The organism is Thermocrispum municipale DSM 44069 (genome assembly GCF_000427825.1).
Classification (GTDB): domain Bacteria; phylum Actinomycetota; class Actinomycetes; order Mycobacteriales; family Pseudonocardiaceae; genus Thermocrispum; species Thermocrispum municipale.
Genome location: NZ_ATYT01000004.1, coordinates 227,686 through 242,544, shown reverse-complemented (window position 1 = coordinate 242,544; position 14,859 = coordinate 227,686). Strand labels below are relative to the sequence as shown.

Annotated in this window: 14 protein-coding genes; 6 read left to right on the top strand and 8 right to left on the bottom strand. The window is 67.3% G+C overall.

Annotation, left to right across the window (positions count from 1 at the left end; genetic code table 11):
- The first annotated feature begins 878 nt into the window (after positions 1-878).
- Entirely contained in the window at positions 879-1,217 is a 339-nt protein-coding gene (locus tag YWM_RS0104535) for a histone-like nucleoid-structuring protein Lsr2 (RefSeq protein ID WP_028849712.1), read from the top strand.
- 83 nt (positions 1,218-1,300) lie between these two features.
- Positions 1,301-1,981, top strand: coding sequence for a flavoprotein (locus tag YWM_RS0104530; protein ID WP_245565916.1), 681 nt, complete (start codon positions 1,301-1,303; stop codon positions 1,979-1,981).
- 3 nt (positions 1,982-1,984) lie between these two features.
- Here the strand turns inward: YWM_RS0104530 and YWM_RS0104525 are convergent, their stop codons facing one another.
- Complete coding sequence (locus YWM_RS0104525; protein ID WP_084612179.1) at positions 1,985-2,833, bottom strand: (2Fe-2S)-binding protein; 849 nt, start codon at positions 2,831-2,833, stop codon at positions 1,985-1,987.
- 301 nt (positions 2,834-3,134) lie between these two features.
- On the opposite strand from YWM_RS0104525, the gene YWM_RS0104520 reads away from it, so the two are divergent.
- A complete protein-coding gene (locus YWM_RS0104520; RefSeq protein ID WP_028849709.1) occupies positions 3,135-5,693 on the top strand; it encodes an ATP-dependent Clp protease ATP-binding subunit in 2,559 nt (852 codons plus the stop codon).
- A gap of 493 nt (positions 5,694-6,186) precedes the next feature.
- A complete protein-coding gene (locus tag YWM_RS22205; protein WP_245565915.1) occupies positions 6,187-7,206 on the top strand; it encodes an endonuclease/exonuclease/phosphatase family protein in 1,020 nt (339 codons plus the stop codon).
- 3 nt (positions 7,207-7,209) lie between these two features.
- Here the strand turns inward: YWM_RS22205 and YWM_RS0104510 are convergent, their stop codons facing one another.
- Complete coding sequence (locus YWM_RS0104510) at positions 7,210-8,631, bottom strand: M1 family metallopeptidase (RefSeq protein WP_245565914.1); 1,422 nt, start codon at positions 8,629-8,631, stop codon at positions 7,210-7,212.
- A gap of 13 nt (positions 8,632-8,644) precedes the next feature.
- Here YWM_RS0104510 and YWM_RS0104505 point away from each other — a divergent pair, with 13 nt between their 5' ends.
- Positions 8,645-9,400: an alpha/beta fold hydrolase gene (locus YWM_RS0104505; protein ID WP_028849707.1), complete on the top strand. Its 756-nt coding sequence runs from the start codon at positions 8,645-8,647 to the stop codon at positions 9,398-9,400.
- Here the strand turns inward: YWM_RS0104505 and YWM_RS0104500 are convergent.
- Both YWM_RS0104500 and YWM_RS0104495 read right to left on the bottom strand, forming a co-directional pair.
- Positions 9,390-9,767, bottom strand: coding sequence for a VOC family protein (locus YWM_RS0104500; RefSeq protein ID WP_028849706.1), 378 nt, complete (start codon positions 9,765-9,767; stop codon positions 9,390-9,392). The genes YWM_RS0104505 and YWM_RS0104500 overlap by 11 nt on opposite strands.
- Entirely contained in the window at positions 9,764-10,510 is a 747-nt protein-coding gene (locus tag YWM_RS0104495) for a metalloregulator ArsR/SmtB family transcription factor (RefSeq protein WP_043659617.1), read from the bottom strand. The genes YWM_RS0104500 and YWM_RS0104495 overlap by 4 nt, the downstream gene beginning before the upstream one ends.
- 65 nt (positions 10,511-10,575) lie before the next feature.
- Between YWM_RS0104495 and YWM_RS22200 the strand changes: the two genes are divergently transcribed.
- The gene (locus YWM_RS22200; RefSeq protein ID WP_245565913.1) at positions 10,576-11,187 is read left to right on the top strand and encodes a YdcF family protein; all 612 of its coding nucleotides are present in this window, start codon (positions 10,576-10,578) and stop codon (positions 11,185-11,187) included.
- Between the two features lie 333 nt (positions 11,188-11,520).
- On the opposite strand, the gene YWM_RS22195 is transcribed toward YWM_RS22200, so the two are convergent.
- The 4 genes from YWM_RS22195 to YWM_RS0104465 all read right to left on the bottom strand — a co-directional run bounded on the left by YWM_RS22195 (position 11,521) and on the right by YWM_RS0104465 (position 14,829).
- Complete coding sequence (locus YWM_RS22195; protein WP_156914639.1) at positions 11,521-12,342, bottom strand: hypothetical protein; 822 nt, start codon at positions 12,340-12,342, stop codon at positions 11,521-11,523.
- Positions 12,318-13,292, bottom strand: coding sequence for a peptidoglycan recognition protein family protein (locus YWM_RS0104475; protein ID WP_028849703.1), 975 nt, complete (start codon positions 13,290-13,292; stop codon positions 12,318-12,320). The genes YWM_RS22195 and YWM_RS0104475 overlap by 25 nt, the downstream gene beginning before the upstream one ends.
- Positions 13,293-13,423: 131 nt before the next feature.
- The gene (locus YWM_RS0104470; protein ID WP_028849702.1) at positions 13,424-14,320 is read right to left on the bottom strand and encodes an HhH-GPD family protein; all 897 of its coding nucleotides are present in this window, start codon (positions 14,318-14,320) and stop codon (positions 13,424-13,426) included.
- Positions 14,321-14,334: 14 nt separating this feature from the next.
- Positions 14,335-14,829 carry a beta-class carbonic anhydrase gene (locus YWM_RS0104465; protein ID WP_028849701.1) on the bottom strand — a complete coding sequence of 165 codons (495 nt, stop codon included), beginning with the start codon at positions 14,827-14,829 and terminating at the stop codon, positions 14,335-14,337.
- Positions 14,830-14,859: the final 30 nt, after the last annotated feature.

Here is a 14,859-nt window from a genome sequence, read left to right as displayed (position 1 = left end):
CGGCAAGAATCGACGTTTTGAACCGCTGACAGTCCACTGTGGACTTTGCTGCTACCAGTATTTGTCCGCGGTGAGGTCATCACCGTCAACTGCGGGGAACGGTCCGTACTTGCCGATCGCCGCCCGGCGGGGCGAGAAACGCAGAACGTACAGCATAAAGTCGACCAGGTCAGCACGCAGCGAGGCGCGCGCACGACGTGACTCATTTCACTGTGCGGCCACCGTTGACTCGGCATTCTGCTCCGTCCGCCTTGCGCGGGCCACGGAAGTGTTTTCTCAAACCGTGCGATGTGGGCGCTCTGGACAACGCGTTCGAGATCATCCGAAACTTCTTCGGCGGAGCGGGGCGGGCGCCGATCGGTGCCGGTCACGCTTTCCGGTCGGGCCGATCACCATCTGTCAGCAGCACGTAGCCACTGGTCAGGGAGGTTCTGCGGCGGCAACGCCCGCTATCCGGATCCTGCCGGGTCGGGATCGCTGAGAAGTGGGATCTTTATCTGCACCGATTCGGACTGGTTGACGGGCAAAAGCCGAGCTGGTCGATGCGATGCCGAAACGGCAACTGCGCGCTGTGGCCAGTTGACCACCGTCGCTTGCGGTACCGCCGAAGCGATGCAGCTCGACGCGGTTTTTCTTGCGCGCGTCGGAGTACGTTATGCCGCCGACCGGCGGCATCGGAATGGGTAGCCGAAGGTGTACCCGGTGTCCGGTTATAGGTGAGACGAACCTGTTCAGCTTGGCGCGCGAGGAATACCACCCCACATTAGGTACTGTTTGCGCCGGCCGTAGAATGCAGGTATTAATGACTTGTCCTGCCTTGCTGTGGCATGCACGGACGTCTGATCATTCAGCCGGAGCATTACCCCGGGAGGAAAGCTATGGCGCAGAAGGTGCTGGTCTCGCTCATTGACGATTTGGACGGCTCGGATGCCGACGAGACCGTCGAGTTCGGCCTGGACGGGGTGACCTACCAGATCGACCTGTCGGCCAAGAATGCAAAAAACCTGCGCGACGCGCTCGCGAAGTATGTGGACCACGCGCGTCGTTCGGGTGGCCGTAAGCGCCCCGCACGCTCGGCGTCGGCGGGCAAGTCCGCGACGGTCGACCGCGAGCAGAACCAGGCCATTCGCGCGTGGGCGCGGAAAAACGGTTACACCGTCTCCGATCGTGGCCGTATCCCGACCGAAGTTGTCGAGGCGTACCACAAGAAGAACTGACCCTCCGGTGGAGCGAGAATTCGCTCCAAAGACTCCGGCAGAGCGAGGGGCCGTCCGCCGAGCAGGCTGGCGGCCCTTTTGCTGTGCGCCGGACCGTGGTGCGCGGGCGGCTGGAGCCAGTCGTGCGGGCGCGCGGGCGGCGCAACCCGATTTCCCAGCGCCTCGTTCCGCCGCCCTTGCCCGCAAACTCCTCCTGCCCACCTCGTCGCCGTCCTAGTGTTGGCACCGTGATCACCGCGAGCCGCCACGTGCTGCGCTGCGTCTACGTCATCGCCACCGCCGCGATGCCGGTCCTCGAGGTCGCCCGCCCCATCGAACTGCTCAAGAACAGGGGCTGGACGGTCGGTGTCATCCTGAGCCCGACCGCAGCGGAGTGGCTCGACGACAAACGCCTGGCGGAGTTCACCGGCTGCATCGTGCGTTCGGCTCCGCGTATGCCGACCGAGGACGACCCGTTGCCTGACGCAGACGCTGTGCTCGCTGCGCCACTCACCTTCAACTCACTCAACAAATGGGCCGCCGGCCTCGCCGACACCGTCGCCGTCGGCAATCTGTGCGAATCGCTCGGCACGGGAGTTCCCATCGTCGCCGCCCCTTGCGTCAACGACGAGTTACGGCGCCATCCCGCTTATTCGGACAGCATCGAACGGCTCAGTGCCGCCGGCGTCCATTTCATCGATCCGGACACCGTGAGCCGCCAGGACGACAACGCTTTCGACTGGGACGCCGTCCTGCGGGAGTTCGAACGGCACGTCGGGCGCTGAGAATCACCGCTTGGGGACGGTTCGGGGGCAGTCCGCACACGCCTCGCCGTCATTGACCAAGTAAGAAAAGCAGCACGACTCGCGCCTCCTGCTCCAGCACGGCGAACCATCGACCGAGTGGCAGCGCAACGTGCTGGCCGAGGTGAACGGCTTCGTCGCCTCCGGCAGAACGAGCGCGGCGTCGGCCACGCCCGCCCCTTCGTCGCCACCGAGCTGGCCGGCCATCCAGAGCCCGGTGTCCAGCGCGTCCGTGGCCGTCGCCCACAACGTGTGCCGTCCGAAACGCACCTTGGGCCGGTAGCTGGCGATGAACCGAGCGGCGTGACCGGCGAACCGTGCCCGCAACAGAGCGGCAAGCGCGTGCGGGGACGCGACCGTCGTCGCGGTGCTGGTGCCCTCGGCCGGGTCGCCGGGGAGGCACGCGAACTCGTCGGACAACACGGCCACGCCCGAGACATCCGGCCGGCCTTCGGGAGAGATCCGTACCAATAAGTCGGAAGGACGCAGCGACGGCACCCGGCGTTGGTGGTGGAACAGCATCGCCGCCGACGTCGCGATGGCGCACAGGTACCACCACCGCAAGAAGCCCGCGGCGGTGCGCTCGGGAGCGTGGCCGTACTCGGCGTGCAGCCATTCCAGTAGCCGGTCGTGCCACGCGGCGAGTCCGGTGCTGCCCGGTGACAGCAGGTCGTCGCACCGGTGCCAGCCGGGCTCTCCCGCCGGAACGCCGTACTCCAGGCGCAGCCAGCCGACCGGGAACAGGTCGTTGATCTTCGAGATGGAATCGGCCAAGCCGAGCGAATCCGGCGCGAGTGGCAGCGACGTGTGCAGTGCCACACGATCGACCGCCATCCGTGCCTCCTTCGAAGCTTAGGCTTGCCTAACCTTAACGCTGTGTGCAGTGGACTGGTCGACAGGGGTGACCGACGCCGCCTGCGCCGAGCACGGCTGTTCGCGGTTAGCGGACACGCTGCGTACTGGGGAATCCCCTGACATGCGGGCACGTTGTCACGGGCGAGCCCGCAGGGTGGAATACAACTGAGTGGTTACGCCGAGGCCATGGTGTGGCTACTACAGTGGCATTACGGTGCTGCACACATCACGTCGTCAGGCGTGATGGCCCAGACACCGCCAACGCAGTCAGGGAGTAGAGATGTTCGAGAGGTTCACCGACCGCGCTCGGCGGGTGGTCGTCCTGGCCCAGGAAGAGGCCCGGATGCTCAACCACAACTACATCGGCACCGAGCACATCCTCTTGGGTCTGATCCACGAGGGTGAAGGCGTAGCCGCCAAGGCTCTCGAATCGCTGGGCATCGCGCTGGAAGGCGTGCGTCAGCAGGTCGAGGAGATCATTGGCCAGGGGCAGCAGGCGCCGAGCGGGCACATCCCGTTCACGCCGCGGGCCAAGAAGGTGCTCGAGCTGTCGCTGCGGGAGGCGCTGCAGCTCGGTCACAACTACATCGGCACGGAGCACATCCTGCTCGGCCTGATCCGCGAGGGCGAGGGCGTGGCTGCCCAGGTGCTGGTCAAGCTGGGTGCGGACCTGAACCGCGTGCGGCAGCAGGTGTTGCAGCTGCTGTCGGGTTACCAGGGCAAGGAGCCCGCTGAGGCGGGCACCGGGGGCCGCGAGGGCACGCCGTCCTCGTCGCTGGTGCTCGACCAGTTCGGCCGCAACCTGACCGCGAGTGCTCGCGAAGGCAAGCTCGACCCGGTGATCGGCCGGGAGAAGGAAATCGAGCGGGTCATGCAGGTGCTGTCCCGCCGGACCAAGAACAACCCGGTGCTGATCGGCGAGCCGGGTGTCGGCAAGACCGCGGTCGTCGAGGGCTTGGCGCAGAACATCGTCAAGGGCGAGGTGCCCGAGACTCTGAAGGACAAGCAGCTGTACACGCTGGACCTCGGCTCGCTGGTCGCGGGTTCGCGCTACCGCGGTGACTTCGAAGAGCGGCTGAAGAAGGTCCTCAAGGAGATCAAGACGCGCGGCGACATCATCCTGTTCATCGACGAGCTGCACACGCTGGTCGGTGCCGGTGCCGCCGAAGGCGCGATCGACGCCGCGTCGATCCTCAAGCCGATGCTGGCCAGGGGCGAGCTGCAGACCATCGGCGCGACCACGCTCGAGGAGTACCGCAAGTACGTCGAGAAGGACGCGGCGTTGGAGCGGCGGTTCCAGCCCATCCAGGTCGGTGAGCCGAGCCTGGAGCACACGATCGAGATCCTGAAGGGTCTGCGTGACCGGTACGAGGCGCACCACCGGGTGACGATCACCGACTCGGCGCTGGTGGCCGCCTCCACGCTGGCCGACCGCTACATCAACGACCGGTACCTGCCGGACAAGGCGATCGACCTGATCGACGAGGCGGGCGCGCGGATGCGGATCCGCCGGATGACCGCGCCGCCGGACCTGCGCGAGTTCGACGAGAAGATCGCCGAGGTGCGGCGGAACAAGGAGTCCGCGATCGACGCGCAGGACTTCGAGCGTGCCGCGCGGCTGCGCGACGAGGAGAAGACGCTGCTCAACCAGAAGGCCGAGCGGGAGAAGCAGTGGAAGGACGGTGACCTGGACGTCGTCGCCGAGGTCGACGACGAGCAGATCGCCGAGGTCCTGGCCAACTGGACCGGCATCCCGGTGTTCAAGTTGACCGAGGAGGAGACCACCCGCCTGCTGCGGATGGAGGACGAGCTGCACAAGCGGATCATCGGCCAGGAGGACGCCGTCAAGGCGGTCTCGCAGGCGATCCGCCGGACCCGTGCGGGTCTGAAGGACCCGAAGCGGCCGAGTGGCTCGTTCATCTTCGCCGGCCCGTCCGGTGTCGGTAAGACGGAGCTGTCCAAGGCGCTGGCGAACTTCCTGTTCGGCGACGACGACGCCCTGATCCAGATCGACATGGGCGAGTTCCACGACCGCTACACCGCCTCGCGGCTGTTTGGTGCCCCTCCGGGGTACGTCGGCTACGAGGAGGGCGGCCAGCTGACCGAGAAGGTTCGCCGCAAGCCGTTCTCCGTGGTGCTGTTCGACGAGATCGAGAAGGCGCACCAGGAGATCTACAACACGCTGCTGCAGGTGTTGGAGGACGGCAGGCTGACCGACGGCCAGGGCCGCACGGTCGACTTCAAGAACACGGTGCTGATCTTCACCTCGAACCTGGGTACGCAGGACATCTCCAAGTCCGTCAGCCTCGGGTTCTCGTCCAAGTCGGACGACGTGGGCCGCTACGAGAAGATGAAGCAGAAGGTCCACGAGGAGATGAAGAAGCACTTCCGGCCGGAGTTCCTCAACCGGATCGACGACATCATCGTCTTCCACCAGCTGACCGAGGACCAGATCGTGCAGATGGTGGACCTGATGATCGGCCGGGTCGAGGAGCAGCTGAAGAGCAAGGACATGGACCTCGAGCTGACCGACAAGGCCAAGCGGCTGCTGGCTCAGCGCGGGTTCGACCGGGTGCTGGGTGCCCGGCCGCTGCGCCGGACGATCCAGCGCGAGATCGAGGACCAGCTGTCCGAGAAGATCCTCTTCGGCGAGGTGGAGCCGGGGCAGATCATCATCGTCGACGTCGAGGGCTGGGACGGCGATCCCGGGTCCCCGACCGACAAGGCCACGTTCACCTTCCGCGGTGAGCCGAAGCCGAAGGATGTCCCGGACGCCCCGCCGGTGGATGTCGCCGCGGCCAGCGGTGGCGAAGCCGGAGAGGCCGCCGAAGGCGAGTAAGACGCCGAACTGACGACGGCGGGCCCGCACGTGGTGCGGGCCCGCCGTTCGTTTGTGTGCTGGTGGTGGGTGGCCGGGGGGGGGGTTGGTGCCTGCAGAGCCCGGCCGCACGAGGGGGCAGTTTGCCTCGGGGCTCGGCTGATGCGAGTGGGTGGCAGGTGCCCCGGTTCGGCGCCGGCGGTCCGGCGCGTGGGCGGCAGCGTCCCCTGGTGTTCGGTTTGGCACGAGTGGGCAGCGGCGTCCCCTGGTGTTCGGCGGCACGAGTGGGCGGCAGTGTCCCCTGGGGCTCGGCTGGCGCGAGTGGGCGGCAAATCCCCCTCAGGGCTCGGCTGATGCGAGCGGGCGGCAAATCCCCCTCGAGCTCGGTCCGGCGGGGTGGCCGCACCGGATTGCCCACGGCCTCGGCCGCTGTCCCGCCAAGATCCGGTTTCGGCCCGGCATCGAACGATCTTTCCGCCCGGTTTTTCCGCGCGCCGTGCGGCATGCTGTCGCCGTGACCGTGCTCCCAGGGGGCTTCGACGCGCCGGAACAGCCACGGCGCCGCCGACCCGGCGGCCCGGTGTTCGGCGGCTTCCTCGTGGTCACGGCCACCCTGTACGCAGCGTTCGCGCTGTGGCGGCTGGTGGTCTCCGGTCTGTTCGACTGGGACGGCATCAGCCTCACCATCGCCGGGCTGGCGCTCACGCCGTACGTCGTCGCCGCCGGTCTGCTGCTGACCGTGTTCGTCGCCGTGTTCCGTCGCTGGGGATCGGCGGTCGTCGTGTTCTCCCTGAGCCTGGCCCTGGCGCTGACCGTGCTTCCCCGCTACATCGCCGATGCCCAGCCCGGCACCGGTGGGCCGGTCATGCGCCTGCTGGCCGTCAACATGTACTACGGGCGCGCGGATGCCGACGCCGTCGTCTCCCTGGCCAGGGAACGCGCGGTCGATGTCCTGGCCATCTCGGAGATGACTCCCGAAGCGGCCGCGGCGTTGCAGAGCGCCGGCCTGTCCGAACTGCTGCCACATCGGCACTTCCAGCCCGGGCCGGGCGCATCCGGATCCGGCGTGGCCTCCCGCCACCCGCTCGACGCGCTCGATCTGACCGGGCGGACCACCTTCGCGCAACCCTCCGTCGCCCTGCAGATCGAGGAACAGCCGGTCGAGGTCGTCGCGGTGCACTCGATGCCGCCGGTGAGCGATTCCGACGCCTGGCGGTCGGACCTGCGCAGCCTGCCGCGGGCCGACAAGCAAGGCGCCGTTCGCATCCTCGCGGGCGACTTCAACGCCACGCTCGATCACGCGGAATTCCGCCGACTGCTCAACGGTGGCTACGTGGACGCCGCTGATCTGCTCGGCAAGGGCTTGGCGACGACCTGGCCGAGCATCGGGAACTGGCCACCGGTCACGCTGGATCATGTGCTGATCGATTCCCGCGCGGCCGTGCGCAACTTCCAGATCATCGACGTACCGGGCTCCGACCATCGTGCGGTGCTGGTGACCGTGCGGCTGCCTGGTTCGGTATTCGCCGAGTGAGGCCTATTTGCTCAACCTGCCGGGGTACAGGTACCGCTCAGCGGGCTTCTCGGTGCCGCGGAACCAGGCGTCGAAGAATCCGTCGAGGTCCTTGCCGCTGACCCGTTCGACATGCCGCTCGAACTCGGGCCAGGTCGCGTTGCGGTGCCGCTTCTTCGCCGCCCACTCGGTCAGGATCTTGTCGAACGTCTTGTCGCCGACTTCGGCGCGCAACGCGTGCATGGCCAGCGCACCTTTGTCGTAAACGCCGTCGAACTCGTGGCCGCGGCCCATGTCGTACAGCTTCGACGACCACAGATCGGCCGAGGCGATCTCGACCTCGGCCTGATAGCGGGTGTCCAGGTCTGCGCCCTCTTCGGCCTCCGCCCACAACCATTCCGCGTAGCTGGCCAGGCATTCGTTCAGACAGATGTCCGACCACGAGGTCAGCAGCACCGAATTGCCGAACCACTGGTGGGCGTATTCGTGCACGATCACCGACAGACTGACCCACGGCGCATAGGTCGGCCGCCCGTTGGTTTCCAGCGCGAACGGGATATCCACATCCAGGTAGATCCCACCCGCCGATTTCTGTGGATAACTGCCGAACCGACTGCTGAGAAACCGCACGACCTCGTCGAGTCGGGAAGCGAGCGCCTTCTTGTCCTCCGCGCCCGGTGCGAAGGCGTCGACGACCGGGACGCCGGAGGACAGCTTGCTCTGTCGGATGTCGAACTTGTCGATGGCGAGAGTGGTGAGGTAACTGGGGATCGCGGTCGATTCTTTCCAGCGAAAGGTCGTCCACCCGTCGCCCGAGCTCGTCTTTCCGCGCCGGCCGATGGACACCGCCGTCCATCCCTCCGGCACGTGCGCGATGAGCTCGAACGAGGCCGGGTCGCGCGGCGTCTCGTTGACCGGGTACCAGAACGACGCGGAGTGCGGCTCCCCGAGCGCGTACACGGCGCCGCTGCGCTTCGTCAGCCAACCGAGCTGACCGACACCGGACTTCGCCTCGCGGGACGGTTGGCCGCCGTATCGCACGCGCACGGTGAACGTCGACCCCTTCGCCAACGGCTTCGCCGGGGTGATGGTCAACTCCGAGCCACGGTGACCGAAGCGGGCGGGCTGCGCATCGACCTCGACTTCTCCGACGGTGAGCGTGCGCAGATCGAGGTTGAAGCGCTGCAACGTCTGGGTGGCTTCGGCGGTCATCGTGCTGGTCCCTGCCAGCCGCCGGGTTTGCGGGTTGTAGCGCACTTCCACGCGGTAGCTGGTGGCGTCGTAGCCGCCGTTGCCGTCGGTGGGGTAGTACGGATCGCCTGCGCCGGCCGCCCCGACGCCGGGCGCGGGCTTTGCGGTGGCGGGCGGCTGCTGCGGGTCTTGTGCCGTGCAGGCCACTAGGGTGCTGATCAAGCAGCAGACCAGCCACATCGTCGTCACCCGCACAAAGGGAGCTTAGGTGAGCGACCGTCAAGGTCTCGTTGAGTTCGGCGGTTCCGGCCGCCTCATCGTGTTGTTGCACGGGCTGATGGGCCGAGCGACGACGTGGTGGCCGGTGGCGCGATGGCTCACCGCCCATGGGCGCGTGGTCGGCTGGGACGCCCGCGCGCACGGTCGTAATCCACACCGCGAAGCGGCGTCCACCGAGGAATTCGCGGACGACGTCGCTGCGTTGGTCGACGAGTTGGGTGGCCCGGCGGTGGTGATCGGCCACTCGATGGGTGGCCTGCACGCCCTGGTGACCGCGGCCCGGCATCCCGAGCTGGTGCGTGGCGTCGTGGTCGAGGACATGGCCCCGGACCAGCGCGGACGCACCGTTGAGGCGTGGCGCCCGTATTTCGACTCCTGGCCGGCCGTGTTCGCATCGCCGGCACACGTGCGGGAGTTCTTCGCGCCCTACGGGGACTACTTCATCGAGTGCGTGGAAGAGCGCGACGGTGGCTACCACCTGATCGCCGACCTGGAGGTCATGTACCGGATCGCCGCGGAGTGGGGTGAGCGGTCGTACTGGCCCTACGCCGATCAGGTTCGCTGCCCGCTGTTGGTGATCGAGGCCGAGCACACCGCGATGCCGGAAGGGCAGCAGGTCGAGCTCGCGCGCCGGACAGGAGGACGTCACGTGCGGATTCCCGGCACCGGGCACGTGGTGCACGCGGACGCTCCGGACGCCTATCACGAGGTCGTCGAGGAGTTCCTGACGGAGATCAGCGACTAGCAGGCTGAAACAGCTCGACGAGGTTCCCCGACGGGTCGGCCAGCAGGATCTGCTGCCCTCCGGGACCGGAAACGACCTCGCTGCGGAAGGTCAGCCCGCGCTCCCGAAGGCGGGCGATCTCCGCCGCGAGATCGTCGAATTCGAGATGGATGCGGTTGCGCCCCGGCCCGGCAGCATCTTCGGGAGTCGCGCGTGCACCGGAGCTCGTGGCGCCGGACAACAACAACCGCAGCGGTCCGCGCACGACATCGGCGAACCCGGGCGCCAGGTTCATCCGCACGCTGAACCCCAGGTGCTCGGTGTAGAAGTCGACCGCCGCCTGTACGTCGTCGACGAGGTAGCGAACGCTTGCCAGCTGCTCGGTCATGCGGGTCTCCTTTCCTCGGCGAGCAGCGGCAGCAGGTGCCGTACTCGCGCGTCGATCTCCCGCGCCGTGTCGAGGAAGCGCCGGAAGCTTTCGTGCTCCGGGCCGCCCGCGGGGTCCGGCAGGCTCCAGTGTGTTCGGTGTGCGTCGACCTGAGGGAGCGCTTCGCGGGCCCTGTCGCACAACGTGATCACTCGGTCGAACCGTTGGTGGGACAGCACGCTGCCCACGTCCCGGGGGTGCTGCTCGGCGATGTCGACACCGATGATCTCCCGTAAAGCACGGGTGACGAGGGGGTGCTGCCGTGGTCTGGGCTTGGTGCCCGCGCTGATCGCGCGCACGCGACCGCGAGTGTGATGGCGCAGCAGGGCTTCGGCCATGGGTGACCGCGCGCAGTTGCCGGTGCAGACGAACAACACCACGGCGGTCTTCGGCTTTCCCGGCGGTGTCGAGTTGAGCGCGATCGCGGGATGGAGCGCGTGACCTGCGGCGGCGACGGCGTCCGAGCACCGTTCGAGATCCAGGTGGTAGTAGGACTCCCGCCCGTCGAAGCTGCTGCGCCTTGCGGTGACGAGGCCCTGATCGCGTAGCAGGCGAAGGTGGTAGGAGACGAGATTCTGCGGCTCGTCGAGCAACGCGACCAAGTCGCGGACGCGGAGGTCGCTCTCGGCCAGCAGGGTCATCATCCGCCATCGCACGGGATTGGCCGCCGCTTGCACGAACGCCGGTGGGGTCGTCTCGCCCATCACTCGACTATACATCAATTCAGATTGATGTATATGGTCGTGCGGGGTGGGCGAGAATCGTGGCCGTGAAAAAGTGGGTGTTCGTAGTCGCGGCGGCGGTGCTGACGTGGGGAGAGTGTGCGCATTGGCGGTCGTCGTCCCGACGCCTTGGCGGTCGGCCTGCTGACGGTCCCGAGGTCACCGTGGTCCTGGGCTTCGGCAATCGCGGCACGAAGCCCAACGTCGTCAACCGCTACCGCGTCCGTGCCGCACTGCGATCTCTGCGCTCACGAAACCCGCGGCTGGTGTGCAGCGGGGGATCGGTGCACGGCACGGTCAGCGAGGCCGAGCTGCTGGCCGGCCACGCCCGGCAGCTGGGCTATCGCGGGGAGCTGATCACCGAATCCGGCAGCCGGTCGACCTGGGAGAACATCACCAACGTCCTCCCGTACCTGGAGGATGCGGGCCGGATCAGGATCGTGTCGAACTCGCTGCACGCCGAGAAGGCCCGCGCCTACCTGCGGCACCTGCGTCCGGACCTCGCCGAGCGGCTGGTCAAAGCCGACGACTACCGCTTCGGCGAGTTGATCCTGCTCAAGCCGATCATGGCGGCGCTCGGCGCCTGGAGCCTGCGCCGCCTGCCGGTCACTCTGGCCGAAGCGAAGCCTCCCACTCGGCGGTCGACCGTTCCCCGGTGACGATCCACGACTGCTCGTGCGGTGCGGCCTCCCTGCCGGGCACCGCCACGGTGCCACGAAGCATCTGGTCGGCCTGGGTGCTCGGGCCGGAATGCCTGCTGGATGTGGTCAGACCTGCGAGGTGTTCGTGGACCGAGTACGGAACGAGGACGTCGATTGCCTCGAGGGCATGTCGTCGGATTTCACCGGACGTAAGCAGGCCGCACGCGAGTACGAGATACGCGACATCGATCGGCCCGAATTCGGTCATCCTTCGACGGACTCAGGCGATGGTGGCTCGGCCATGGTTTCGAGCTGGTGGACCCCGGTTCTCGGCGGGCTGCCGCCCCCGCGTCAGGGCAGTGGATTCTGGTCGTCCGAATCGAAGGTGACGGGCGACGTGCTCGGGACCCGCCAAGCCTCCAGTGTTGGATCGGTCAGAATCGCGTCGATGCATGCGCGGCTGCCGCCAATGTGCGTCACCATGAGGTCGATGTCGGTGGCGATGTACCAGGAGCGGCAATCGGGCCACCATGCGTACGGCGACTGATGGAAGATGTCCTCCGGGGAGTTGTTCATCGAGGTCGTGACGGCCTCCAGGCTCCCGGAGAGCAGGATCAACTCGCGTCCCAGCGGCAGCGTGAACCGTGGCCCGCGAGCCCAGTCGCGGCGGAAGTCGCTGCCGTCCCACACCGCGAACCAGCACCGCTCAGGGCGTTCGGTGTACGGCTGCAAGATCTCGGCCAGCCGCTTTGCCTGCGCTCGGGGAAGCGATCCGGATTCCGGTTCTTCGGTGAACGGTGGCGGAAGTTCCGGATCGACCGGGTTGGCGATGGGGTCCCACTGGGCGCGGGAATGCATGACGCGACCACTCCACCGCGCGACCGCTGCCCAGGAGACCGGCCGTTGGTCGACATCCATCGCTGGATGAAAGATGCGCGCGTAGTCCTCGAAAACCTCCGGAACCAGCGAGCGAACGTTGTATTCCTCGACCAGCGCCTGGTGAATCCATTCGACGACGCCTGACGTGTCGGCCGCTGGAGTCAGATCGCCCATTGGAGCCCCCCAGTGCGCAGAACCCGGTCTGTCAGTCACATTGTGAGCTCGCCCGCCGGCTTCTGGATACCGAATTCTCCCGCCGGCCAGGCTGATCAGCGCTGCAGCGAAGCCTTCCACTCGGCGGTCGACCGCTCGCCGGTGACGATCAGCGGCCAGATGTCCGCACCCAGCAGACCGTGCTCGTTCGCGTGGGCGGCTGCCGTGCACGTGTGCCGCGGAACGCCGTGCTCGGCCGCGAAAGCGTCGACAGCTTCCGCGGTGCGTGGCCCGTAGTATCCGTCGGCCGGGATCTTCACGCCCTGTTTGCGCAGCAGACGCTGAGCCGTGCGAACGCTCTCGCCCCGGTCGCCGACCCGCAGCAACGGCCACTGGGGACGGGACGTCGGCGCCGGCGTACCAAGGATCCCGGCCACCTCTTCGCGCAGTTCCGGGAGCCGCGCGTACAGCACGTCGCCCGGGCATTGTGTCGAGTTGAAGTCCCGGTGCCCCATGATCTGCTCGACCGGGATCCCGTATTGCGACGCCATGCAGGCGACCAGCTGGACCAGCGAGTCCCACAACGCCTGCGGCACCTCGGTCTCGACGTAGTTGCCTTCGTTCTCGATGCCGATGACCTCGCTGTTGTGGTTGGCCACGTTGGCGCCCTGGACGTGCTGGGTGCCCCCTTGCAGCACTTCCAGGCTGCGGTGCCGTCCCTCGGTGACATAGCCACCACGGGAATTGGTGAACTGCTGGCCGGAGTCGACCCAGCCGTTGGAATCCATGTGGAAGTTCTGGATCGCGCGGGAGATCTCGAAGGCGCGTTCCTTGCTGAAGTCCTCGCTGTTGCCCGGCTCGACCGTGTGGTGCACGACGATGTAGGTCGGCGCATGGTCCTCGACGATGATCTCGCCGTTCGGTGGGCGTGCTCCCCACTCGGTCGTGCCATAGATCTGCGGGGCTTCGACCGAAGCCCGCGCGGTGCCGGTGGGCCGCGCCAGCGCCGACGGCGCCGCGACTCCGCCGATCACGGTTGCCGCCAATCCGCCTTTGAGCAGGGTTCGACGGTGGAATGCGGCATCGGCCATGGGTGGTCCCTCCCTCGCGCAGGACGCTCACCCGGGGTGCAGCTGTCTGTGAGTGAGCGCAAGTTCGCCGACCGTAACTCCGTCGGGCGATGCCGCCAAACGCTGACGAACGGTATGTGGCCGCTTGCGAATTACTTACCGTTCACAGTTGGGTGCTCGCCGGGCAGTGCGAACCGGCCGTCCGCGCCCTGCTCCACCAGGCCGTCCTCGAGCAGCGAGTGCAGACATCGATCGCGCTGACCGTCGACGGCCCACACCGCGTCGAGCCGAGCCTTCTCCACCGGGTCCGGCGACTCGCGCAGGACGTCCAACAGCAGCCCACGCACGTGCCGGTCGGTCCCCACATAGCGCTGGACCGGCTTGCTTGCGCCGGTGTATTCCGGGCATCCAGCGCGCTGCCAGGCGCACGTTTCCACCAGCGGGCAGCTCGAGCACCGCGGGCTCCGCGCGACGCACACCAGCGCACCCAGCTCCATCAACGCCGCCGACATCCGCGCTGCGCGGGCGTCGTCCTCGGGCAGTAGCCGCTCGACATCGGCCATGTCGCGGGTCGTGGACGGCGGGCCGGAATCGCCTGCGCCGTGCACCGCCCTGGCGACCACGCGCCGGACGTTCGTGTCCACCACCGGGGCGCGTTTGTCGTAGGCGAAGGCGGCGACGGCTCGCGCGGTGTAGGCACCGATCCCGGGCAGGCTCAGCAGCGTGTCCACATCGGACGGGACGACGTCACCGTGCTCGGCGGCGATCACCGTCGCCGTCTGGTGCAGCCGCAACGCGCGACGCGGGTACCCGAGCTTGCCCCAGGCACGCAGGACGTCACCTTGACCAGCACTGGCCAGCGACGACGGCTTGGGCCAGCGTTGCATCCACTCCTGGTACACCGGAAGGACCCGGTTGACCGGCGTCTGCTGCAGCATGATCTCGCTGACCAGCACCCGCCAACCGCGATTCGCCGACGGCTCGCGCTCCCGCCACGGCAACCGGCGCGCGTGCTCGTCGAACCAGTCCAGCAGCAGCTCGGGATCCACGAAGCAGACGGTACCTACAACGTCACTTCGGTGATCGCGGCGGTGTTCACGTCGTAGACGAATCCGCGGACGTTGTCGGTGTAGGGGATGAACGGGCTCTGCCGGATGCGCCGCAGCGTCTGCTGCACGCTGTCCTTGACTTCCCGGAACGACTCGATCGCCCACGGCGGTCGCAGCCCGGTGGCTTCCTCGATCTCGTCCTTGAACGAGTCCTCGGTGATCAGCGACAAACCGCACTGGGTGTGCTGCATCACGATGATTTCCCTGGTCTGCAGTTTGCGCTGGCTGATGGTCAGCGACCGGATCATGTCGTCGGTCGCCACCCCGCCGGCGTTGCGCAGAATGTGCGCCTCGCCGTGCCGCAGGCCGAACACGTCGAACACCTTGATCCGGGCATCCATGCAGGTCACCACGGCTATCCCCAGGCTGGGTATCGGGGTGTGGATGGTGGGTGCGCCGTGATCGACGCCCTCGACATGGCGTCGTAACAACAGGTCGATCTTGCTCACCGCGCACCTCCGAACTTCCGGGCTCAATTC

Excerpts from the sequence above, each read along its gene's own strand:
- YWM_RS0104535 (WP_028849712.1), top strand. The coding sequence starts at position 879 with ATGGCGCAGAAGGTGCTGGTCTCGCTCATTGACGATTTGGACGGCTCG.
- YWM_RS0104525 (WP_084612179.1), bottom strand. The coding sequence starts at position 2,833 with ATGGCGGTCGATCGTGTGGCACTGCACACGTCGCTGCCACTCGCGCCG.
- YWM_RS0104520 (WP_028849709.1), top strand. The coding sequence starts at position 3,135 with ATGTTCGAGAGGTTCACCGACCGCGCTCGGCGGGTGGTCGTCCTGGCC.
- YWM_RS0104500 (WP_028849706.1), bottom strand. The coding sequence starts at position 9,767 with ATGACCGAGCAGCTGGCAAGCGTTCGCTACCTCGTCGACGACGTACAG.
- YWM_RS0104495 (WP_043659617.1), bottom strand. The coding sequence starts at position 10,510 with ATGGGCGAGACGACCCCACCGGCGTTCGTGCAAGCGGCGGCCAATCCC.
- YWM_RS0104475 (WP_028849703.1), bottom strand. The coding sequence starts at position 13,292 with ATGGCCGATGCCGCATTCCACCGTCGAACCCTGCTCAAAGGCGGATTG.